The 22,509-nt window shown below is 73.4% G+C and carries 18 protein-coding genes, 1 tRNA gene and 1 pseudogene; 10 read left to right on the top strand and 10 right to left on the bottom strand.

What is annotated here, in order from left to right; translation table 11 throughout:
• The first annotated feature begins 55 nt into the window (after positions 1-55).
• Entirely contained in the window at positions 56-814 is a 759-nt protein-coding gene (fabG, locus tag FJK98_RS27090) for a 3-oxoacyl-ACP reductase FabG (RefSeq protein WP_145921486.1), read from the top strand.
• Here fabG and FJK98_RS27085 read toward each other — a convergent pair.
• A pseudogene (locus FJK98_RS27085) lies at positions 787-1,261 on the bottom strand (hypothetical protein). The gene fabG and the pseudogene FJK98_RS27085 sit on opposite strands and share 28 nt — an antisense overlap.
• Positions 1,254-1,658, bottom strand: coding sequence for a hypothetical protein (locus FJK98_RS27080; RefSeq protein ID WP_145921484.1), 405 nt, complete (start codon positions 1,656-1,658; stop codon positions 1,254-1,256). The pseudogene FJK98_RS27085 and the gene FJK98_RS27080 overlap by 8 nt, the downstream one beginning before the upstream one ends.
• A 203-nt stretch (positions 1,659-1,861) precedes the next feature.
• Here FJK98_RS27080 and FJK98_RS27075 point away from each other — a divergent pair, with 203 nt between their 5' ends.
• A complete protein-coding gene (locus FJK98_RS27075; RefSeq protein ID WP_145921483.1) occupies positions 1,862-2,767 on the top strand; it encodes a Gfo/Idh/MocA family protein in 906 nt (301 codons plus the stop codon).
• 596 nt (positions 2,768-3,363) lie between these two features.
• Positions 3,364-4,188, top strand: a complete 825-nt coding sequence (gene erm / locus FJK98_RS27070; RefSeq protein ID WP_145921482.1) for an ErmE/ErmH/ErmO/ErmR family 23S rRNA (adenine(2058)-N(6))-methyltransferase — start codon at positions 3,364-3,366, stop codon at positions 4,186-4,188.
• Between the two features lie 29 nt (positions 4,189-4,217).
• Here the strand turns inward: erm and FJK98_RS27065 are convergent, their stop codons facing one another.
• Positions 4,218-4,409 (bottom strand): DUF2795 domain-containing protein, encoded by a 192-nt coding sequence (locus FJK98_RS27065; RefSeq protein WP_145921481.1) that lies wholly within the window; start codon positions 4,407-4,409, stop codon positions 4,218-4,220.
• A 90-nt stretch (positions 4,410-4,499) separates the two neighbouring features.
• Between FJK98_RS27065 and FJK98_RS27060 the strand changes: the two genes are divergently transcribed.
• Positions 4,500-5,756 carry an erythromycin esterase family protein gene (locus tag FJK98_RS27060; RefSeq protein ID WP_145921480.1) on the top strand — a complete coding sequence of 419 codons (1,257 nt, stop codon included), beginning with the start codon at positions 4,500-4,502 and terminating at the stop codon, positions 5,754-5,756.
• A 93-nt stretch (positions 5,757-5,849) separates the two neighbouring features.
• Here FJK98_RS27060 and FJK98_RS27055 read toward each other — a convergent pair whose 3' ends face one another.
• The 3 genes from FJK98_RS27055 to FJK98_RS27045 all read right to left on the bottom strand — a co-directional run bounded on the left by FJK98_RS27055 (position 5,850) and on the right by FJK98_RS27045 (position 9,092).
• On the bottom strand, positions 5,850-8,054 hold the full coding sequence (locus FJK98_RS27055) for an MMPL family transporter (protein WP_145921479.1): 2,205 nt from the start codon (positions 8,052-8,054) through the stop codon (positions 5,850-5,852).
• A gap of 13 nt (positions 8,055-8,067) precedes the next feature.
• Positions 8,068-8,655, bottom strand: a complete 588-nt coding sequence (locus FJK98_RS27050; RefSeq protein ID WP_145921478.1) for a TetR/AcrR family transcriptional regulator — start codon at positions 8,653-8,655, stop codon at positions 8,068-8,070.
• Between the two features lie 104 nt (positions 8,656-8,759).
• On the bottom strand, positions 8,760-9,092 hold the full coding sequence (locus FJK98_RS27045; protein ID WP_145923018.1) for a helix-turn-helix domain-containing protein: 333 nt from the start codon (positions 9,090-9,092) through the stop codon (positions 8,760-8,762).
• A 330-nt stretch (positions 9,093-9,422) separates the two neighbouring features.
• Between FJK98_RS27045 and ligD the strand changes: the two genes are divergently transcribed.
• The gene (ligD, locus tag FJK98_RS27040) at positions 9,423-10,382 is read left to right on the top strand and encodes a non-homologous end-joining DNA ligase (RefSeq protein ID WP_145921477.1); all 960 of its coding nucleotides are present in this window, start codon (positions 9,423-9,425) and stop codon (positions 10,380-10,382) included.
• Positions 10,383-10,616: 234 nt separating this feature from the next.
• Here ligD and FJK98_RS27035 read toward each other — a convergent pair.
• From FJK98_RS27035 to FJK98_RS27020, 4 genes are all read right to left on the bottom strand, one after another.
• A tRNA-Arg gene (locus tag FJK98_RS27035) sits at positions 10,617-10,691 on the bottom strand.
• 260 nt (positions 10,692-10,951) lie between these two features.
• On the bottom strand, positions 10,952-11,647 hold the full coding sequence (locus FJK98_RS27030; RefSeq protein WP_145921476.1) for a winged helix-turn-helix domain-containing protein: 696 nt from the start codon (positions 11,645-11,647) through the stop codon (positions 10,952-10,954).
• A gap of 185 nt (positions 11,648-11,832) precedes the next feature.
• Positions 11,833-12,498 (bottom strand): DUF305 domain-containing protein, encoded by a 666-nt coding sequence (locus FJK98_RS27025; RefSeq protein ID WP_145921475.1) that lies wholly within the window; start codon positions 12,496-12,498, stop codon positions 11,833-11,835.
• A gap of 10 nt (positions 12,499-12,508) precedes the next feature.
• Positions 12,509-13,327: a DUF3105 domain-containing protein gene (locus FJK98_RS27020; RefSeq protein WP_145921474.1), complete on the bottom strand. Its 819-nt coding sequence runs from the start codon at positions 13,325-13,327 to the stop codon at positions 12,509-12,511.
• Between the two features lie 98 nt (positions 13,328-13,425).
• On the opposite strand from FJK98_RS27020, the gene argS reads away from it, so the two are divergent.
• From argS to FJK98_RS26995, 5 genes are all read left to right on the top strand, one after another.
• A complete protein-coding gene (gene argS, locus FJK98_RS27015) occupies positions 13,426-15,090 on the top strand; it encodes an arginine--tRNA ligase (RefSeq protein WP_145921473.1) in 1,665 nt (554 codons plus the stop codon).
• Positions 15,091-15,149: 59 nt separating this feature from the next.
• Positions 15,150-16,535, top strand: a complete 1,386-nt coding sequence (gene lysA / locus FJK98_RS27010; RefSeq protein WP_145921472.1) for a diaminopimelate decarboxylase — start codon at positions 15,150-15,152, stop codon at positions 16,533-16,535.
• A gap of 8 nt (positions 16,536-16,543) precedes the next feature.
• Positions 16,544-17,857 carry a homoserine dehydrogenase gene (locus FJK98_RS27005; RefSeq protein ID WP_194822939.1) on the top strand — a complete coding sequence of 438 codons (1,314 nt, stop codon included), beginning with the start codon at positions 16,544-16,546 and terminating at the stop codon, positions 17,855-17,857.
• Positions 17,858-17,971: 114 nt separating this feature from the next.
• Complete coding sequence (thrC, locus tag FJK98_RS27000; RefSeq protein ID WP_145921470.1) at positions 17,972-19,021, top strand: threonine synthase; 1,050 nt, start codon at positions 17,972-17,974, stop codon at positions 19,019-19,021.
• 147 nt (positions 19,022-19,168) lie between these two features.
• Positions 19,169-22,441 (top strand): efflux RND transporter permease subunit, encoded by a 3,273-nt coding sequence (locus FJK98_RS26995; protein ID WP_145921469.1) that lies wholly within the window; start codon positions 19,169-19,171, stop codon positions 22,439-22,441.
• The last annotated feature ends 68 nt before the right edge of the window (positions 22,442-22,509 follow it).

The raw sequence follows: 22,509 nt of genomic DNA, 5'->3' as shown, positions 1-22,509 counted from the left end.
GGCGTCGGGGCGGGTAGGCTCCTCCGGTCGAGCCAGAAGTTACCGGGAGGTAGTCATGTCGGAGGAGCCCCGCGTCGCCATCGTCACCGGAGCCGCACGCGGTATCGGCGCGGCCACCGCCCGGCGGCTGGCCGCCGACGGCATGGCCGTCGCCGTGGTCGACATCGACCAGGCGGCGACCGGACCGACCGTGGAGGCGATCACCGCCGCCGGCGGCCGGGCCGTCGGCGTCGGCGCGGACGTCGCCGACCGCGACCAGGTCGAGGCCGCCGTCGAGCGGGTCGCCACCGAGCTGGGCGGGCCGACCGTGCTGGTCAACAACGCCGGGGTGCTGCGGGACAACCTGCTGTTCAAGATGACCGACGCCGACTGGGACACCGTGCTGGGGGTGCACCTGCGCGGCGCGTTCCTGTTCAGCCAGGCCGCCCAGCGGCACATGGTCGAGCGGAAGTACGGCCGGATCGTCAACCTGTCCAGCACCTCGGCGCTGGGCAACCGGGGCCAGGCCAACTACGCGGCGGCCAAGGCCGGCCTCCAGGGCTTCACCAAGACCCTCGCGATCGAGCTGGGGCCGTTCGGGGTGACGGTCAACGCGGTCGCCCCCGGCTTCATCGTCACCGACATGACCGCCGCCACCGCCGCCCGGATGAAGGTCGACTTCGACGACCTCCAGAAGCACGCCGCCGCCGAGATCCCGGTCCGCCGTCCGGGCCGCCCCGAGGACGTCGCGCACACCATCTCGTTCCTGGCCAGCGAGGGCGCGTCCTTCGTCTCCGGCCAGGTCATCTACGTCGCGGGCGGCCCGAAGGACTGACCGGGGGCCGGGGCGTCGCAGGCGGCGTCAGGCGTCGGCGGCGGTGCGGGTACGCCACAGCCAGAGCAGGCCCAGCACGGGCAGCACCAGCGGGATGTAGCCGTACCCGCTGCCGAAGCCGGACCAGACCGTCTCGTCGGGGAACAGCTCAGGGTCGACCAGGCTGAGCACGCCGACGCCGACCACCCCGACCAGCTCCACCGAGCAGCAGGCCAGCGCGACCCGGCGGCCGGCGTGCCCGGCACGGGCCAGCCCGACCGCCGCCACGATGTAGATCAGCGCGGCCATCGCCGAGAGCAGGTACGCCACCGGGGCCTCGTCGAACTTCGTGGCGATCTGGAGCCCGGCCCGGCTGGTGGCGGCGATGGCGAACAGGATGTAGACGGCGATCAGCAGCCGCCCCGGCCCCGCGTTGGTGGCGCGCCGCGCCGTCCGGGTGTCAGCCACCGACGACCTCCCAGGTCTGTTGCAGCCGGACCACGACCACCGGCAGGACCAGGCAGACCGCGCAGACGATCGCCGACCCCCACCGGGTCGGTTCCATCCGGGCCAGCACCCAGGCCAGCGGGGGCAGGCAGACCAGCGTCACCAGGTAGCCGAAGAAGGCGCCGGGCTCGCCCGGCCGCTCACCCCCGAGGACGGCGACCAGGGCCAGCACGGTCAGCGCGAGCAGCGCCACCTCCAGCAGGCCCAGCCCGACGGACTGCACCAGGTCCGGCGGCCGGTGCCGGACCGCCGCCACCAGGGCCCACAGCGCGAGTACGAGCGACAGCCCGATCGTCACGGTGGCGAGCACCCCGCCCACCGGCGAACCGGCCGACGCCGCGCCGGTCATCGCCGCCATCCGATAGGTGTCTCGGTCACCGGCACAGCCTACTAACCGGCGTAGTAATCACCGTCGTCCCGGTCCCGGGTCGGCGGCCCGGGTTCCCGGTCGGTGGACGGCGGTGCGGGTCGGCGGCCGTCGGCTGCGCGAACAGGGGCGGGCGACTAGCGTGGATCACGGCTGCGACCGGGCGTGGCCGACGACGAGACCGGGGGTACCTCGTGCTGCGGTTCGGCCTGTTCGGCACCGGCCACTGGGCGGCGCGCACCCACGGCGCCGGGCTGGACGCCCATCCCCGCGCCGAACTGGTGGGGGTCTGGGGGCGCAACCCCGACCGGGCCGCCGCGCTGGCCACCCGGCACGGCGTACCGGCGTTCGACGACGTCGACGCCCTGCTCGACGCCTGCGACGCGGTGGCCGTGGCGCTGCCCCCGGACGTGCAGGCCGGGATCGCCGTCCGGGCCGCCACCGCCGGCCGGCACCTGCTGCTGGACAAGCCCCTCGCGCTGAGCCTCGACGAGGCCGACCGGGTGGTCGCCGCCGCGCGGTCCGCCGGGGTGGCCTCGGTGGTCTTCTTCACCCAACGCTTCCACCCCAACGTCGACGGCTTCCTCACCGCCACCGCCGCGGTCGGCGGCTGGCAGCACGCCCGGGTCACCCAGTTCGCCTCGATCTACGCCACCGGCAGCCCGTACGGCGGCTCCCGGTGGCGGCGGGAGCAGGGCGCGCTGTGGGACATCGGCCCGCACGCGCTGTCGATCGTGCTGCCGGTGCTCGGCCGGGTCACCCGGGTCGCCGCGATGGACGGCCCCGCCGGGCTGGTGCACCTGCTGCTCACCCACGACGGGGGCGCGACCAGCGCGCTGTCGCTGACCCTGGACGCCCCGCCGACGGCGGTGACCCGGGACAACGTCTTCTACGGCGAGAACGGCACCGCGGTCGTCCCGCCCGCCGACGGCGACTCGCTTACCGCGTTCGGCACCGCCGTCGACCAACTGCTGACGGAGATCGACTCGGGTGGCCGGGACCACCGGTGCGACGTCCGCTTCGGTCGGGAGGTGGTGGCCGTCCTGGCGGCGGCCCAGACCGCCCGCGCCGAGGCCCGCACCGTCGACCTCCGGCCCTGACCGCCGCGACCCGGTCGACCTGTAGGCGTGTCCCGGGCCGGCCTGGTCGGCCGGCGTGGACCGGGCCGGCCCCGGATGCGACGACGGACGATATGCCTGGCAGGCATGAATATGCCTGCCAGGCATGTCGACGTGCGTGCGGTGCTGCCCCGTCCGTGGTCACCCGAGGTGATCAGAGTGGACGCTCGTCCGTCGGTGTCCGGGGCCGCGGCGGACGGGAGCGGAAAAGCCGTTGCGCGACACGCGGGGTGCACTAGCGTGGCCTCCATGTTCACGCACGCCCTGATCATCGTGGCCGTCACGTCGGCCGCGCGGGGCCCCCTCCTGGTGGCCCGCCCGCGAGTCCGGCGTCCGGCCCTGGCCGGCCGGGACGCCCACCGCGCCTGACCCGAGCACCACCCCGGCCTGACCGCCACCGTGGTCTGGCCGCCACCGTGGTCTGGCCGCCATCGTGGCTGGTCACGGTCCGCGCTCTCCTCGCGTCGCGTCCCCGCCGATCTCCAGGGTCGTCCGAGTCCCGATCCGCTCGGACAGGCCCGGTGTCGTGCTGCGCCTGTCCGTACCGTCGCCGAGCGGCGACAGACAGGACGAGCCCCGTGGCACCCCGCCCCGACCGCACCACCGCACGCGACCGGTCCCGTCGCGTACTGTCCCAGAACTTCCTCGCCGACCCGGCCGCCGTGACCCGGATGGTCCGGGCGGCCCGTACCGGCCCGGACGACCTGCTGCTGGAGGTGGGCGCCGGCCGTGGCCAGCTGACCCGGCCGCTGGCGCAGCGGTGCGGCCGGCTGATCGCCTACGAGGTCGACCCGACCGTCGTCCCCGCCCTGGCGGCGGTGTGCGCGACGCTGCCGCACGTGCAGCACCGGCAGGCCGACTTCCTGACCGCCGCACCACCCGACGAGCCGTTCGCCGTCGTCGGCAACATTCCCTGGTCGCTGACGGCGGCGGTGGTCCGCTGGTGCCTCGCCGCACCCCGGTTGCGCGCGGCCACCCTGCTCACCCAGTGGGAGTACGCCCGTAAACGGACCGGTGACCTCGGCCGGTGGACGCGGCTGACCGTGCTGACCTGGCCGGAGTACCACTGGCGGCTGTCCGGCCGGGTGGCCCGCACCGCGTTCCGGCCGGTGCCCGCCGTCGACGGGGGCATCCTGCGGATCGACCGCCGGCCGGCGGCGCTGCTGGACCCGGCCGGGCTGCCCGCGTACCGCAGGATGGTGGAGCTGGGGTTCGGCGGGGCGGGCGGGTCGCTCGCGGCCTCGCTGCGCACGGCCCATCCGGGCCGGCGGGTCGACGGCGCGCTGCGGGCGGCGCGGCTCGACCCGGCGACCCCGGTCGGGCTGGTCTGGCCGGAGCAGTGGCTGGTGCTGTTCCGGTTGCTGCACGCTCCCACGGGTCGCGCCGGTGGCCGCCGGTGGTGACCGGTCGGGGCGGCGCAGGCGGGGGCGGCTCAGGCGAGGGTGCCGAGGGCCTCGTTCAGCTCGGCCGGGTCGTCGAACTGCCCGGCGGGCAGCGCCCGCAGCATCTGGAGCAGTTCGGTGCTGGCGCCGTTCTCCTGACCCCAGCGGACCAGGTCCTCGCGGGAGACCGGGTAGTCGAGCCCGGCCAGGTACTCCTGCAACTGCATCCCGGTGACGGTCATGCCGCCGGCTACCCGTTCCGCCCGGCGACACACCGCCCGTCACGGGCCGGCCGGCGGTTTGTCCGCCGACCCTGCCGGGTAGCCCCGCCCATGCTGGTACAGCGGCTCGGTACGCCGAGCGACTTCGACCCGCTGCTGGAGCGCGCCCGGAACGCCCGGGTGGTGATGATCGGCGAGGCGACGCACGGCAGTTACGACTACTACCGGTTGCGTGAGCAGCTCACCCGACGCCTCATCGCCGAGCAGGGGTTCGACTTCGTGGCGGTGGAGGGGGACTGGCCGGACTGCGACCGGGTGCACCGGTCGGTGGTGGGCGCGCCCGGCGGCGCGCAGGACCCGCGTACCGCGCTGGGCCGGTTCACCCGCTGGCCCACCTGGATGTGGGCCAACGCCGAGGTGGACCGGTTCTGCCGCTGGCTGCGGGCGTGGAACCTGGAGCGCCCGGAGCGGGAGCGGGCCGGTTTCCACGGGCTCGACGTCTACAGCCTGTGGGAGTCCATGCAGGCCATCTTCGACTACCTCGGCGAGGAGGACCCGAAGTCGATGGAGGCGGCGCAGGACGCGTACCGGTGCTTCGAGCCGTACGGGCGGCGGGTCGAGGAGTACGGCGCGGCCAGCCGGTTCGTCTCGGCGCGCTGCGAGGAGGAGGTGATCCGGCTGTTGGCGCGTACCCGGGCACACGTCGCCTCGGACGGCCCGGACGCCTTCGCGGCCTGGCAGAACGCGGAGGTGGTGGCCGGCGCGGAGCGGTACTACCGGGCGATGGTGCACGGCGGGCCGGATTCCTGGAACGTGCGCGACATCCACATGGCCGACACCCTGGACCGCCTGCTGACCCGGTACGGCCCGGGGTCGCGCGGGATCGTCTGGGCGCACAACACCCACATCGGGGACGCCCGCGCCACCGACATGGCCGGCGACGGGATGGTCAACATCGGCCAGCTCGCCCGGGAACGCCTCGGCCGGGACGCGGTCACGCTGATCGGCTTCGGCGGCTACCGGGGCACCGTGGTCGCCGCCCCGCACTGGGGTTCACCGGCCGAGGTGATGACGGTGCCGCCGGCCCGGGAGGGCTCGGTGGAGTGGCGGCTGCACGAGTTGCTGCCGGAGCGGGCGGTGCTCGTCTTCGGCGGCCCCGACCAGCCCGACTGGGTCACCGACACCGCCGAGCACCGGGCGATCGGGGTGGTCTACGACCCGACCTTCGAACGCTGGGGCAACTACGTGCCGAGCCGGCTGGCCGACCGCTACGACGCCTTCGTCTGGTGCGACGCCTCCACCGCCCTGCACCCCCTACCCACCCGACCCACGGTAGGCGAACTGGAAACCTACCCCGCCGGGGTCTGACCCCCGTCCGCTGCGTGGATCATGGAGTTGTGGTGCCGGACGGAACGGGGCGAAAACCCCGGGCCGGGCACCACAACTCCATGATCGGCAGGGTCAGACGTTGACCGGCTGCTTGTCGAGGTGGGCGCGGAGACCTTCGCCCTCGATGTCGACGTTGGGCAGGGCCCGGTCGAGCCAGCGGGGGAGCCACCACGCCCTGGCGTTCAGCAGGGACATCACGGCGGGGACGATGGTCATCCGGACCACGAAGGCGTCGATGGCGACGCCGACGGCGAGCGCGAAGCCCATCGACTTGATCACCGGGTCGTCGAGGAAGACGAAGCCGCCGAAGACCGAGATCATGATCAGCGCGGCGGCGGTGACCACCCGGGCCCCGTGCCCCATCCCGTTGATGGTGGCCTGCCGGGCCGTGTCGCCGTGCACGAAGTCCTCCCGCATCCGGGAGACCAGGAAGACCTCGTAGTCCATGGCCAGGCCGAACAGGATGCCGATCAGCAGGATCGGCAGGAAGCTGATCAGCGGGGCCGGGCTGTCCAGGCCGACCAGGCCGGCGAGGTGGCCCTGCTGGAACACCGCGACGGTGATGCCGAAGGTGGCGGCCACCGTGAGCAGGAAGCCCAGCGCGGCCTTCAACGGCACCAGGATCGACCGGAAGACCAGCATCAGCAGCAGGATCGACAGCCCCACCACGAGCAGCAGGTAGACCGGCATCGCGTCGGACAGCTTCTCGGACACGTCGATGCCGATCGCGGTGACGCCGGTCAGCAGCACCTCCGCGTTGCCGATCGAGCCCACCCGGTCCCGGATGTCGTGCACCAGCGTCTCGGTGGCCGCGTCGGTCGGCCCACTCTTCGGGATCACCCCGATCAGCGCCGTCCGCCCGGACGGGTCGAGCTGCGGCGGAGCCACCGCCAACACCCCGTCCGTACGCTGGACCAGCGCGGCGACCTGCGGCACGGCCGCGGCGGTGTCCTGCGGGGAGTCCGAGGTGACCACCACGGCGAGCCGGCCGGTGAAGCCCGGACCGAAGCCCTCCCGGATCAGGTCGGCGCTGGTGCGGGCCGGGCTGCCCACCGGGGCGGTGCTGGCGTCCGGCAGGGCGATCCGCATGTCCTGGGCCGGCAGGGCGAGCAGCCCGAGACCGAGCAGACCGACCAGGATCACCGGGATGCGCAGCCGGGTCACCCACCGCGCCCAGCGGAACCCGAAGCCGGAACGGTCCTCGGCGGCCGGCGCGGCGTCGACGGTCCCGGTGGCGTCGACGGTCCCGGTGGCCGGGGTGGCGTTGCGCAGCTTGCGGGGCAGCACCCGGCGGCCGGCGAAGCCGAGCAGCGCCGGGGCGAGGGTGATCGCCACCAGCACCGCGACGCTGACCGTGCCGGCGGCGGCCAGACCCATCACGGTGAGGAACGGGATGCCGACCACGGCTAGGCCGGCGAGCGCGATGACCACGGTGGCGCCGGCGAAGAGCACGGCGGAACCGGCGGTGCCGACGGCCCGGCCGACGGCCTCCTCCGGGGTGAGCCCTTCGAGCAGGTGCTGCCGGTGCCGGGAGGTGATGAACAGCGAGTAGTCGATGCCGACCGCCAGGCCGAGCATCAGGGCCAGGATGGGCGCGGTGCTGGTCAGCTCGACCACGCTGCTCAGCGCGAACAGGCCGGCCATGCCGACCCCGACGCCGATCAGCGCGTTCAGCATGGTCATCCCGGCCGCGACCAGCGAGCCGAACGTGATGATCAGGACGATCGCGGCGACGAGCACACCCAGCGCCTCGGTCGAGCCGACCTCCGGCTCGGAGTTGAGCACCTCACCGCCGGGGGCGATCTGCCACCCCTGCGCCTCGGCCTGCGCGCCGACCTTCTCGTACGCCGCCCGCTGGTCGTCGGTGACGTCGTCCGCGCCGGTGGCGAACTGCACCTGGATCAGCGCGTAGCGGCCGTTGGGGGTGATCGCCTGGGACTGGTACGGGTCGACCGCGCCGATGACGCCGGGCAGGGTGGCCGCCTCCTGGACGACCCCCTTGACCACGGCCTGCCCGTCGGGGGTGGTCAACTGGCCGTCGGCGGGTGCCTTCACCGCGATGGTGCCGGTGGCGCCGCTGGCTGCCGGGAACCGCTCGGCGAGCAGGTCCAACGCCTGCTGCGACTCGGTGCCGGGCATGGTGAAGTTGCTGGCCGTCGGGCCCTTCAGGGTGGCGGCGGCGATGCCGAGGCCGACGAGTACGACGAGCCAGACGGCGACGACGAGTCGCCGGCGGCGCAACGATGCCCGGCCTAGCCGGTACAGCAGGGTCGCCATCAGATCCTTGTCCTCAATCCTGGTGTTGGTGGTCGAGAGGTGGCCGTGGTGGCGGCGGTGCGGGGGTGACGAGCACCCGCTGGGCGACGGCCAGCAGGGCGGGGCGCAGTTCCTCGTCGGGGATGTCGGCGAACGCACCGCACCCCTCGGCGATGCCGGCGAGCAGCACCAGCGCGGCGACCCGCGCGTCCTGCCCGCCGTCGGGGCCGGTCATCGCCTCGATCAGCCGCTCGGAGATGCGCTGGATGTGGGCGAAGGCCGGTTGGGCGAGCAGTTCCGGGAACTCCCCGCGCAGCAGCGCGATCTCGCCCCGGAACCGCACCGCGAGGTCGACGAAGCCCTCCGCCGCCACGCGTTGCGCCGCCGCGCCGGTCAGCGTCGAGATCCGCTCGTCCAGCTCGCAGAGGACCGCGATCGGTCCCGCCATCAGCTCGGCGAGCAGAGCCTCCTTGCCGGCGAAGTGGTAGAGCACCGCCGCCTTGGAGCAGCCCACCTCGCGGGCGATGTCCTGCAACGAGGTGCCCTTGTAGCCGGTCACCGCGAACCGCCGGGCCGCTGCGGCGAGGATCTCGCCGTGCGTGCGGGGGGTGCGTCGGATCATGCGTTCCAGCATGCCTGACCGATCGGTCAGACACTGACCGATCGGTCAGAGAAAGTCGGTGGCGTTCGCCACAGCGCCGGGCCCGTTGCTCCCGTGACGCACCGTCATGCCCGGCCGTGCCTCCGGTCGTACGCGGCCCGCGCCTCGCTGATCGCCGTACGGTGCCGCTGCGCCCAGGCGGTCAACGCCAGCAACGGCTCGTACAGCTCCAACGCCATCGGGGTGGCCCGGTACTCGACCCTCGGCGGCACGCCCGGATGCACCCGGCGGTGCAACAGGCCGTCCCGTTCCAGGTTGCGCAGCGTCAACGTGAGCATCCGGCGGCTGATCCCCTCCACCTGCCGGGTCAGCTCCGAGAAGCGGACCGGGCCGGGGGAGGCGGCCAACAGGATGCCGATCGCCCACTTGCCGCCCACCCGGTCCAGCGCCTCCCGCAGGGTGCAGTCGCCGTCCCGTCCCCCGCCGGCACACCCGTCGTCGTCCTGCTCCCCGTCGTGCCGGTCCGTGCCGTGCCGGTCCGTGCCGTCCCGGTCCCTGCCGTCCCGGTCCGTGCCGTGCTGGTTCCCGGTGCCGTGGCCGTGCTGGTCCGGGCCGGCGTGGCTGTCGTCGTCCTGCTGCCCGCCGGTGCGGCCGTCGCTGAGTTCCCGGGACACGAGGGTGCCTCCTTCCGCCGGTGCCATGGTCACAGACGGACACCCCGACGACGGGACCGGCGGCCGACCCGTGTCGGGGTTGCGCCGGGCCGGTACGGCCGGGAGGGTGGGCGGATGGGTGGGGCGGAGGAGACGCGGGACGGGGTCGGCCTGACCAACCTGGGCCAGCCGCTGCTCGCCGGCAGCGATCTGACCAAGCGGGACCTGGTCGACTACCTCGACGCCGTACGCGACCGCATCCTGCCCGGCCTGCGCGACCGGCCGCTGTCGGTGGTCCGGCTGCTGCGCGGGCAGGAGCCGTTCATGCAGAAGAACCTGCCGAAATACACCCCCGACTGGGTACGCCGCACCGCGATCTGGGCCGAGACCTCGCACCGCCAGGTGTCGTACGCGCTCTGCGACGACCGGCGCACCCTGCTCTGGTTCGCCAACCAGCGGGCCATCGAGTACCACCCGGCGCTGGTCACCGCGACCCTCCCCGAGCAGCCCACCCACCTCGTGCTCGATCTCGACCCGCCCGAGGGGGACGCCTTCCCGACGGTGGTCCGGGTCGCCGGGGCGGTCCGCCGGGCGCTCGCCGACGTCGGGCTGGCCGGCGCGGTGAAGACCAGCGGCGCGAAGGGGCTGCACGTCTTCGTGCCGGTGCACCCGGACACCACCGCCGAGGAGGTGGCCGCCGCGACCCGGGCGCTCGCCCTGCACACCGAGCGTCTCGACCCACAGGCGGCGACCACCGCCTTCATCCGGGAGGACCGGGGCGGCCGGGTCTTCGTCGACCCCACCCGGGCCGGCGGGGCGACGGTGGTCGCCGCGTACAGCCCCCGGATGCGCCCCGGGCTCCCGGTCTCCTTCCCGGTGGCCTGGGACGACCTCGACCGGATCAGCCCCGGCGACTTCACCGTGCGGACCGTCCCGGCGGTGCTCGGCGACCGGGACCCGTGGGCCGGGGCGATGCCCGCGCCGCAACGCCTCCCCGCCGACCTGGTGGCCGAGGGGCGCACTATCCCGGTGCCCCGGGTGCAGGCCATGCACGAGGGAAAACGCCGCGCCAGGGCCCGCCGCGAATCCCCCTGACCCGCCGCCCGCCCGGCCTCGGGATCGGCCGGGCTTGATCGACTCCCGTGGGCCGAGGTAGCGGCATCCCCGATGCCGCGACAGCGCAACAGGGCCGACATTGAGCGGATCATCGCCTCGGATCGGCACGCCGACGGCACGGACACCCGCCACGGGTCGCTGACGGCCGGAGATACGACGAAGGCCGCTGATCGGGTTTTCCCTGGTCAGCGGCCTTCTAGTGCTGGTCGTCCGTGGTGCCCCCGGCAGGATTCGAACCTGCGCCCCCGCCTCCGGAGGGCGGTGCTCTATCCCCTGAGCTACGGGGGCTCAGCGACCTGAGAAGAGTAGCAAACCCCCTTCGGGATCACCGAATCGCCACCCGGGACCCCTCGGTTCTCCCCGTTGACCTGCGTGATCGTGACGCCGAGGCGGGCGAGGGGTGGCCGCACCGATCCGTCGGCGGCGGGCGGACCGTCACCGGTGACCCAGGGCTGGCTGTCACCGTCGGCCGGCGCGAGCTGATCAGCAGGCTGGTCGCAGCGACCACGCCGGCCGCCGAGCCGTCACCGGCGGCCGGGCCGGGCTGGTCAGGCGGCGGCCAGGGTGCGCCCGCAGCTCGGCAGCGGGTGCAGGGCGATGCGCCGGGGCAGTCGGCGGGGCCACTCGTTGCGGGGCCAGGAGCCGTCCACGATCAGGTGCACCGGGTGCTGGTCGGCACCGCTGAGCCGGAACACGAAGTCCCGGGGGAGCGGCGGGTCCACGCTCGGCGTGGTGACCATGAACCGGACCCGGCCCCGGGACGACACCGCCGAGATCACCTCGGCGGCGGGCATGGTGCCGCGCAGGCGTACCCGGCCGATCCAGTAGACCTCCGCGTCGTGTTCCTGGGCGGCCCGGGTGATGGCCGGGTACTCGCCGCGTACCCAGCGTTCGACCGCGCCGACGCAGAGCCCGCAGGCCCGCTCGCGCGGTTCCCGGGGGCCCAGCCCCCAGGCCCGCAGGTACGCCCCGACGGTGCCGGCGTCCATGGTCAGGTCGAAGCGGCGCTGGATCAGCGCGGCGAGGCTCTGGCGCGTCCAGAGTTCCTCGTCCAGCCCGAAGGCGTCGGGGTGGACGCCGCGCAGTACGTCGATCAGTTCGAGTTCCTGTTGCCGGCTGAGCGCTCCCGACTCGCCCTGCCGGTGTCCGCGACGGGCGGCTGCCACCGCTCCGTCACCGCCGATGGTGTGGCGTCGGCACCAGCTGGTGACCGAGCGCCGCGCGTCTCTGAGTGCAACCCCCACGTCCTACGCAACGAGCACTAATCGCAACTGGTCACGATATGTAGGTAGAAACCTCTCGTAGACCCTCAAAGGTGCGCAGCACGCTAAAGATGCAAATCACCCATAACCTGTCACGGGGTCCGGCGGATGCGCGGAGGCCCGCGTCCGCCGGAGCGGTACGCGGGCCTCCCAGGAGGTCGGGCGGGTCAGCCGCCCAGGCGCTTCAACGCGTTCTGCAGGTTGGTCAGGTCTGTCTGCTGGGTGTTCTTCATGATCTGGGCCACCGCGAGCACGTCGTCGTCGCTGCCGGCGTCCAGGATGCCCTGGATCATGTGGATGCCGCCGAGGTGATGCTTGATCATCATCTGGAGGAAGAGGACGTCCAGCTCGCGCCCCTGGGCGACGCGCAGCTTGGCCATCTCCTCCGGCGTCGCCATGCCCGGCATCAGACCGTTCTCGACCTTGGCCCCGTCGGGCATCCAGGCCATCCGGGGCTCGCTGCCGGTCGGGTCGAGCCCCCACGACCGCAGCCAGGTCTGCATGGTGCCGATCTCGCCCTGCTGGCCGGTGGCGATGTCGCCGCCGATCTGCCGCACCTCGGGGTCGGTGCCCCGGTCGAAGACGATCAGCCCCATCTCCACCGCCTGGGCGTGGTGGGTGCTCATGTCCCGGGCGAAGCCGGCCTCCGGCGAGCTGTCGCCCGGCCGGGTCAACGTCGGCGTGAGCAGGCCACCGGCGTACCCGAGGAGGAGGCCGACCACGACGGCGGCGGTCAGCGCGAGCACGCCGTAACGGCCGGCGGGCCGCCGGTCACCGGAGGGGGTGACCGGGGGCTCGACGGGCGGCGTGTCGGTCGTCGCGGGAGCGGTCATCGCCACGTCCTCACTGGGTGGGCATCTCTTGCTGCTGCGGGACGTTGTCGCGCGGGGCGGTGCCGGTGGCCGTGATGCCCTGACCGCAGTTGGCGTTCGGGCCCTCGACCGAGGCGTTCACCCGCAGCGTCTTGATGAACTCGTCGATCCGGCTGTCGTCGGCGTTGTCGACCTTGAGCTGGTAGCCCCACGCCTGGAGCGAGATCGGCTTGTCCAGCCCCTCGAACGGGCTGAGCATGGCCTTCTCGACGCCCTGCACCTTGCTGCGGAGCTTGCTGACCTGGTCGGCCGGCAGGTCGGGACGGTAGGTGATCCAGACCGTGCCGTGCTCCAGGCTGTGCACCGCGTGCTCGTTGGCGATCGGGGCGTCGTAGACGTCGCCCATGCAGTTCTGCCAGGCCGGGTTGTGCGGGCCGGCCACCGGCGGGAGCACGTCGTACTTGATCGCGCCCTGCTGGTGCTGGCCGCCCTGGACGAGCTTGGGGTCCTTCTCCCGGAAGTCGACGATGCCGTCGATCTCGGAGGCCCGCTGCTCCCACGACTTGGAACCCTGGAAGGCCGCGTACGCGCCGTAACCGATGATCGAGACGGCGAGCACGCCCACGGCCACGAACAGGGCGATCGGGCCCCAGGACCGGCCCTGGCTCACCTTCACCGGGGCGATCGGCTTGCGCGGGCCCTTGCCGCCCGAGGTCTGCCGGGGGGTGCCCGTGGACTTGGCGGCCCCGGGCTTGCTGGCGCCGGCGGCGGGCCGGCCCGCCGCCGGCTTCTTGCCGGTGCTGACCACGGTCGGACGGCGCTGCGGGCCGCCCGGGGTGCTGATGCTCATCGTCCCTCGTCAGGTCGGTCGGTCAGGGGATCTGGCGGGCCGGGTGACGCTCAGGGTCGCCGCCGAGTGCCCGAGTCTACCCCCGATAACATGGTTCGGTGACTCCCGCAGAACTCGCCGAGGTCGTCCTCTCCGCAGCCCACGCCGTCTTCCGCGAGCGTGGGCTCGACCCCGCCGCGCTCCCGGCGCACACGGCGGTGGAGCGACCGCGCAACCCCGACCACGGCGACTACGCCTCGACGCTGGCCCTCCAGCTCAGCAAGAAGGTCGGCGTCCCGCCCCGGGAGTTGGCCGCCGCGCTGGCCGACCAGCTCGGTCGGGCCGCCGGGATCAAGTCGGTGGAGATCGCCGGCCCCGGGTTCCTCAACATCCGGCTCGACGCCGCCGCCGCCGGCCAGCTCGCCCGGGCGATCGTCGAGGCCGGCGAGGAGTACGGCCGCAGCGACCGGCTCGCCGGCCAGCGGATCAACCTGGAGTTCGTCTCGGCGAACCCGACCGGCCCGGTGCACATCGGCGGGGTCCGCTGGGCCGCGGTCGGCGACGCGCTCAGCCGGCTGCTGCGGGCCACCGGCGCCGACGTCGGCACCGAGTACTACTTCAACGACGCCGGGTCGCAGATCGACCGGTTCGCCCGGTCGCTGCTCTGCGCCGCGAAGGGCGAGCCGGCCCCCGAGGACGGCTACGGCGGGGCGTACATCGCCGAGATCGCCGAGCAGGTCCGGGCGGTCCGGCCGGACGTGCTCGACCTGCCCGACGCGCAGGCCCAGGAGGTGTTCCGGGTCGAGGGCGTCACGCTGATGTTCGCCGAGATCAAGTCCTCGCTGCGCGGCTTCGGGGTGGAGTTCGACACCTACTTCAACGAGAAGGACCTGCACGACCGGGGCGAGCTGGACCTCGCCCTGGACCGGCTGCGCGCGCAGGGCCACCTGTACGAGGCCGACGGGGCGACCTGGCTGCGGACCACCGACTTCGGTGACGACAAGGACCGGGTGCTGCGCAAGTCCAACGGCGAGTGGACGTACTTCGCCGCCGACTGCGCCTACTACCTCGACAAGCGGGAGCGCGGCTTCGAGCGGGTCGTGATCATGCTGGGTGCCGACCACCACGGCTACATCGGGCGGATGAAGGCGATGTCCGCCTGCTTCGGTGACGACCCGGCGGTCAACCTGGAGATCCTCATCGGCCAGCTGGTCAACCTGGTCCGCGACGGTGTGCCGCTGCGGATGAGCAAGCGGGCGGGCACCGTGGTCACCCTGGAGGACCTGGTCGACGCGATCGGGGTGGACGCCGCCCGCTACGCGCTGGCCCGCTACTCCAGCGACTCGCCCATCGACATCGACGTCGAGCTGTGGACCCGGGCCACCCGCGACAACCCGGTCTACTACGTGCAGTACGTCGCCGCCCGGACGGCCAGCGTCGGCCGCAACGCCGCCGAGGTCGGCCTGAGCCGGGGCGACGGGGCCGGGTTCCACCCCGAGCTGCTCGACCACGACAAGGAGAACGAGCTGCTCAAGGCGCTCGCCGAGTTCCCCGCCGTGGTCGCCGCCGCCGCCGAGCTGCGCGAGCCGCACCGGGTCGCCCGCTACCTGGAGGACCTGGCCGGGGCGTACCACCGGTTCTACGACAACTGCCGGATCCTGCCGCGCGGTGACGAGGAGGTCACCGACCTGCACCGGGCCCGGCTCTGGCTCAACGACGCCACCCGCACGGTGATCGCCAACGGGCTGCGCCTGCTCGGCGTCTCCGCCCCGGAGCGGATGTGACCGTGGGTACCCGGGAAGCGGGCGGGCGGGCCCCCCAGACGCGAAGCGGAGACGAGTAGATGCGTGCGCACGAAGCCGGTGCCCTGCACGGTGACATCGGCCACCGGGGGCCGGCCTGGCTGCGTCCCCCGGCCGACGTCAACGCCCTGGTGCCGCAGCTCTGGCCGCGCCAGGTCGAGCGCGGCGCGGACGGCGCGCTGACCGTCGCGGGTCTCGACGTCCGCGAGCTGGCGGCCGGGTACGGCACCCCGGCGTACGTCCTCGACGAGGACGACCTGCGCTCGCGCGCCCGGGAGTTTCGGGACGCCTTCCCCGACGTGGACGTCTACTACGCCGGCAAGGCGTTCCTCTGCCGGGCGGTGGTCCGGATGATCGCCGAGGAGGGCCTGCACCTGGACGTCTGCTCCGGCGGCGAGCTGGCCACCGCGCTGTCGGCGGGGATGCCGGCGGAGCGGATCGGCTTCCACGGCAACAACAAGTCCGTCGCCGAGCTGACCCGGGCGCTGGACGCCGGGGTGGGGCGGATCATCCTCGACTCGTTCACCGAGATCGACCGGCTCACCGCGCTGGCCCGGGAGCGCGGGGTCCGCCCCGGGGTGCTGATCCGGGTCACCGTCGGGGTGGAGGCGCACACCCACGAGTTCATCGCCACCGCCCACGAGGACCAGAAGTTCGGTTTCTCGCTGGCCGGCGGGGCCGCCGCCGCGGCGGCCTTCCGGGTCATCGACGAGGGCGTGCTGGACCTGCGCGGGTTGCACTCGCACATCGGTTCGCAGATCTTCGACACCAGCGGCTTCGAGGTCTCCGCCCGTCGGGTGCTCGCCCTGCAGGCGCAGATCCGCGACGCCCGGGGGGTGGAGCTGCCCGAGCTGGACCTGGGCGGCGGCTTCGGCATCGCGTACACCACCCAGGACGACCCGTCGCCCCCGGCCGAGCTGGCCAAGCGGCTCCGCAAGATCGTCGACTCGGAGTGCGCGGCGGAGAACCTGGCCGTCCCGCACCTGTCGATCGAGCCGGGCCGGGCCATCGTCGGCCCCGCCGTGTTCACCCTCTACACGGTCGGCACCGTCAAGGACGTCGACGGGCTGCGCACCTACGTCAGCGTGGACGGCGGGATGAGCGACAACATCCGGACCGCCCTCTACGACGCGTCGTACTCGGCGACGCTCGCCGACCGGACCTCGACCGCCGAGCCGCTGCTGGCCCGCGTGGTGGGAAAGCACTGTGAGTCCGGGGACATCGTGGTGAAGGATGAATTCCTGCCCGCCGACGTGCAGCCCGGAGATCTTGTCGCGGTCCCCGGCACGGGGGCGTACTGCCGGAGCATGGCCAGCAACTACAACCATGTGCCCCGCCCTCCGGTGGTAGCGGTGCGTGACGGCCGAGCCCGGCTGATCGTACGGCGGGAGACCGAAGAAGACCTGCTCGCTTTGGATGTGGGATGACGTCACCTGTGCGCTTGGCCCTGCTCGGCTGCGGAACGGTCGGGAGCGAGGTGGTCCGGCTGCTGCACGAGCAGGCCGCCGACCTGACCGCCCGGATCGGTGCTCCGCTGGAGATCGCCGGTATCGCCGTGCGCCGCGTCGGCCGGGACCGGGGTGACCTCCCCGTCGACCCGGCGCTGTTCACCACCGACCCGCTCGGCCTGATCAAACGCGACGACGTGGACGTCGTCGTCGAGGTGGTCGGCGGCATCGAGCCGGCGCGGAGCTGGCTGGTGGAGGCGCTGCGCGCCGGCAAGAGCGTGGTCACCGCCAACAAGGCGCTGCTCGCCGAGGACGGCGCGGCACTGCACGACGCGGCGGCCGAGGGCGGTGCCGACCTCTACTACGAGGCGTCCGTGGCCGGGGCGATCCCGCTGCTGCGTCCGCTGCGTGAGTCGCTGCACGGCGACCGGATCAACCGGGTCACCGGCATCGTCAACGGCACCACCAACTTCATCCTCTCGGCGATGGACGCCACCGGCGCCGGCTTCGCCGAGGCGCTCGACGAGGCGACCGAACTGGGGTACGCCGAGGCCGACCCGACCGCCGACGTGGAGGGCTTCGACGCCGCCGCGAAGGCCGCCATCCTGGCCTCGCTCGCCTTCCACACCCGGGTCACCGCCGCCGACGTGCACCGGGAGGGCATCACCGAGGTCACCGTCGCCGACATGGCCAGCGCCAAGGCGATGGGCTGCACCATCAAGCTGCTCTGCATCGCCGCCCGGGGCACCGACGCCGCCGGCCGGGAGACGGTCAGCGTCCGGGTGCACCCCGCGATGATCCCGCTGACCCACCCGCTGGCCAGCGTCGGCGACGCGTTCAACGCGGTCTTCGTCGAGGCCGAGGCGGCCGGGCAGTTGATGTTCTACGGGCGGGGGGCGGGCGGGGCGCCGACCGCCAGCGCGGTCCTCGGCGACGTGGTGGCGGTGGCCCGCAACCGGCTCGCCGGAGCGTACGCGGCCAGCGAGTCCGCCTACGCCGACCTGGCGGTCCGGCCGATGGGCGAGGCGCTGACCCGCTACCACATCAGTCTCGACGTGGTCGACCGGCCGGGTGTGCTCCAGGCGGTGGCCGGGGTGTTCGCCCGGCACGACGTCTCCATCGCCACCGTCCGGCAGGGGCCGGCCGGCGGCGGCCCGGCCGGCCGTGGCGAGGACGCCGACCTGGTCATCGTCACCCACGTCGCCCCGGACGCCGCGCTCGCCGCGACGGTACGGGAGCTGCGCGGGCTGGACATCGTCCGGTCGGTGGCGAGCGTGCTGCGGGTCGAGGGCGGGGCATGACCGGGCGTCTCGCCTGATGGTTATCGGCGGGTGTGCCGGAGGCCGGTCGACGAGGCTGGTCCAGGCTGGCAGGGGCCCCGGCACGACCGGGGCGGCAGAGGCGAGGAGAGCGACATGTGGCGGGGCCTGATCGAGACGTACCGGGACCGGCTGCCGGTCACCGACGCCACGCCCGTGGTCACCCTGCACGAGGGGAACACCCCGCTGCTGCCCGCGCCGGCGCTCTCCGCCCGGCTCGGCGCGGACGTCTACCTGAAGGTCGAGGGGGCCAACCCGACCGGCTCGTTCAAGGACCGGGGGATGACGGTCGCCGTCTCCAAGGCGGTCGAGGCCGGCGACAAGGCGATCATCTGCGCCTCCACCGGCAACACCAGCGCCTCCGCCGCCGCGTACGCGGCCCGGGCCGGGATCACCTGCGCGGTGCTGGTGCCGCAGGGCAAGATCGCGCTGGGCAAGCTGGCCCAGGCGCTGGTGCACGGGGCCAAGCTGCTCCAGGTGCAGGGCAACTTCGACGACTGTCTCGCACTGGCCTCGAAGCTCGCCCAGGACTTCCCGGTCGCCCTGGTCAACTCGGTCAACCCGGACCGGCTGCACGGCCAGAAGACGGCCGCCTTCGAGATCGTCGAGGCGCTCGGTGACGCCCCCGACATCCACTGCCTGCCGGTCGGCAACGCCGGCAACATCTCCGCCTACTGGATGGGCTACTCGGAGGACCTGCGCGACGGCAACGCCACCCGCGCCCCGAAGATGTACGGCTTCCAGGCCGCCGGGGCGGCCCCGATCGTCAGCGGTCAGGTGGTGCCGGAGCCGTCGACGATCGCCACCGCCATCCGGATCGGCAACCCGGCGAGCTGGACCAAGGCGCTCGACGCCCGGGACGCCTCGCAGGGGCTGATCGCCGCCGTGACCGACCGGGAGATCCTGGCGGCGTACCGGCTGCTCGCCCGCGAGGTGGGGGTCTTCGTCGAGCTGGGCAGCGCGGCCAGCGTGGCGGGTCTGCTCCAGCAGGGGGCCGAGGGCCGGGTGCCGGCCGGGGCGACGGTGGTGTGCACGGTCACCGGCCACGGCCTGAAGGACCCGGAGTGGGCGATCTCCACCGCCCCCGCCCCGATCACCATCGCCAACGACGCCCTGACCGCCGCCCGCTCCCTCGACCTGGCCTGATCCCCGCCCCGCGCCGGGCGACGGTGACGGCCCGGTGCCGTCCCCGTCGCCCCGGCCGTCGGGTGACCACCCCGTGACGGGTGGGGGAGACCGGGTCGGGCAGACTTTCCCTACGCCTGTCCCCTCTCCCAGGAGTGAGCCACGCCGATGTCGCTGCTCGCCAGATCCAGCCTCGCCAACCGGGGGCTCGTCGCCCTGATCGCGGTGGTGACCGCGGCGTTCGGGGCGTTCACCGTCCCCTCGCTCAAGCAGCAGTTGCTGCCCTCGCTGGAGTTCCCCGGCGCGTTCGTCGTCGCGGTCTACCCGGGTGCCTCGCCGGAGATCGTCGAGGCGCAGGTCGCCGAGCCGATCGAGAACAGCCTCCAGAGCATCCCCGGGCTGGAGAAGGTCACCTCCACCTCGCGGGAGGGGTCGGCGACGATCGCGGTGGAGTTCGTCTTCGGCACGGACATCGACGACGTGGCCAACAAGATGCAGACCGCGCTGAGCCGGGTCGACGCGCAACTGCCCGATGAGGTCGACCCGCAGGTCATCACCGGCAGCACCGACGACCTGCCGGCCGTGGTGCTGGCCGCCACCGGCGGCGGTGACGAGCAGGCCCTCGCCGCCAAGCTGCGCGACACGGTGGTGCCGGAGCTGGAGGGGATCGACGGGGTCCGCACGGTCGCCGTCACCGGCACCCGCGAGCAGGTCGTGACGATCGTGCCGGACCCGGCGAAGTTCGCCGCCGCCAAGCTGACCCCGACCGCGATCGCCACCGCGCTGAAGTCCAACGGCATCGCCGTCCCGGCCGGCGCGGTCGTCGACGGCACCACCGCGCTGCCGGTGCAGGTGGGCGCTCCGGTCACCACCCTCGACCAGCTGCGGGGCATCGCGCTCACCCCGACCGCGCCGAAGGCCGCCCCGGTCCGGCTCGGTGACGTGGCGACCGTCGAGCAGCAGCTCGCCCCGGCCACCGCGATCACCCGCACCAACGGCAAGGAGAGCATCGGGGTCCAGGTCACGGCCGCCCAGGACGGCAACGCCGTACGGATCTCGCACGACATCCGGGACCGGCTGGACGACCTGCGGTCCGCCTCGGGCGCCGAGCTGACCATCGTGTTCGACCAGGCCCCGTTCGTCGAGAAGTCGATCGAGAGCCTGACCACCGAGGGGCTGCTCGGCCTGCTGATGGCGGTCGTGGTGATCCTGGTCTTCCTGCTGTCGGTCCGGTCCACCCTGGTCACCGCGGTCTCCATCCCGCTGTCGGTGGTGGTGGCGCTGCTCGCCCTCTGGATCGGCGACTACTCGCTCAACCTGCTCACCCTGGGCGCGCTCACCATCGCAGTCGGGCGGGTGGTGGACGACTCGATCGTGGTGTTGGAGAACATCAAACGCCACCTGGAGTACGGCGAACCGAAGCGGGACGCGATCGTCACCGCCGTCCGCGAGGTGGCCGGGGCGGTGACCGCGTCGACGCTCACCACGGTCGCGGTGTTCGCCCCGATCGCGCTGGTGGGTGGTTTCGTCGGGCAGCTCTTCGCCCCGTTCGCGATCACCGTCACGGTGGCCCTGCTCGCCTCGCTGCTGGTGTCGCTGACGGTGATCCCGGTGCTGGCGTACTGGTTCCTCAAGCCGCCGCGGGACGGGGCGGACGAGGCGGTGCGCCGGGCCGCCGAGGAGAAGGAACTGCGCAGCCCGTTGCAGCGGGCGTACCTGCCGGCGATCGGGTTCGCCACCCGGACCCGCCGGACCCGCTGGATCACCGTGGCGGTGGGCATCCTGCTGCTGTTCGGCACGTTCGGGCTGGCCCAGAAGCTGGAGACCAACTTCCTCGACGACTCCGGCCAGGACACCCTGAGCATCAGCCAGAAGCTGCCGGCGGGGTCCGGGTTGGCCGCCACCGACGAGGCCGCCCGCCTGGTCGAGGGGGTGCTGGCGCGCACCGACGGGGTCGAGACCTACCAGGTGAGCGCGGGCGGCAGTGACCAGCCGTGGCTGGGCGGCGGCGGCAACAACACCGCCCGCTGGTCGGTGGCGCTCGGTGGGGACACCGACGCCAAGGAGATGAAGGAGGTCCTGCGCCGGGAGTTCGACCGGCTCGGGTCCGGCGCGGGTGAGCTGAGCTTCGACAACGGGCAGGGCGGCACCTCGGGCAGCCAGTTGGAGGTGGTCGTCCAGGCCGCCGACACCGACACCCTGAACCGGGCCGCCGACCAGGTCCGGGCGGCGATGGCGGGCACCCCCGGCGTCGAGGACGTGGCCACCAGCCTGGCCGACCGGGTGCCCCGGGTCGACGTGACGGTCGACCGGCTGGCGGCGGCCCGGGTGGGGCTCAGCGAGGCGGCGGTCGGGCAGTTGGTGTCGCAGGCGTACCGGGGCAGCCCGCTGGGTCGGGTGACCCTCGACGGCGGGCAGCAGGACGTGGTGCTGCGGACGACGGCGGCCCCGCCGCTGACCGAGGAGCAGTTGCGGGCGCTGCCGGTGGGCCCGGTGAAGCTGGACGACATCGCCGACGTCACCCGGGGCGAGGGGCCGCAGCAGATCACCCGGATCGACGGTGAGCGCAGCGTTTCGGTGACCGGCACGGCCACCGGCTCGAACCTCGGTGCGACCACCACCGAGCTGAAGAAGCGGCTGGACGACGTGGACGTGCCGGGGGCGACGATCGCCGTGGGTGGCGCGAGCGCCCAGCAGGAGGACGCCTTCGGCGACCTGGGGCTGGCCGTGCTGGCCGCCATCGCGATCGTCTTCCTGATCATGGTGGCGACGTTCCGGAGCATCACCCAGGCGCTGATCCTGCTGATCTCCATCCCGTTCGCGGCGACCGGCGCGATCGCCCTGCTGCTGGTCACCGGGACCCCGCTGGGCGTGCCGGCGCTGATCGGCGTGCTGATGCTGGTCGGCATCGTGGTGACCAACGCGATCGTGCTGCTGGATCTGATCAACCAGTACCGGGCGCAGGGGATGGGCATCACCGAGGCGGTGGTCGAGGGCGGCCGGCGTCGGCTGCGGCCGATCCTGATGACGGCGGTGGCCACGATCTTCGCGCTGCTGCCGATGGCCCTCGGGCTGACCGGCGAGGGCGGCTTCATCTCCCAGCCGCTCGCGGTGGTGGTGATCGGTGGCCTGCTCAGCTCGACCCTGCTCACCCTGGTCCTGGTGCCGACCCTCTACACGATGGTGGAACGCACCAAGGAGTCGCTGCGCGAGCGGCGGGCCGGCCGGCGGGGACGGACCTCCGACGAGGGCGGCCCCACCGGGACGCCCGCCGAGCCGGACGCCGAGGTGCCGACGCCGGTGGGTGCCCCGGCGGCCGAGGCGTCGGGTGGACCGCCGGCCCGACCGGCCCCGTCGGCCGCGCTGGTGGACGGCACCGACCAGTTCGAGGTGCTGCGGCTGCCGAAGAGCCGCCGGTCGCCGCTGCCACCGACCGAGTAGTCCCGCCCGGCCGCGTCGCAGCGGCCGCCCCCGACCCGCCGCGACCGGGTCGGGGGAGGGCCGCCGAC

The organism is Micromonospora sp. HM134 (assembly GCF_007833915.1).
In the GTDB taxonomy this organism is placed as follows: domain Bacteria; phylum Actinomycetota; class Actinomycetes; order Mycobacteriales; family Micromonosporaceae; genus Micromonospora; species Micromonospora wenchangensis.
This window is presented reverse-complemented; position numbering and strand designations above follow the sequence as displayed.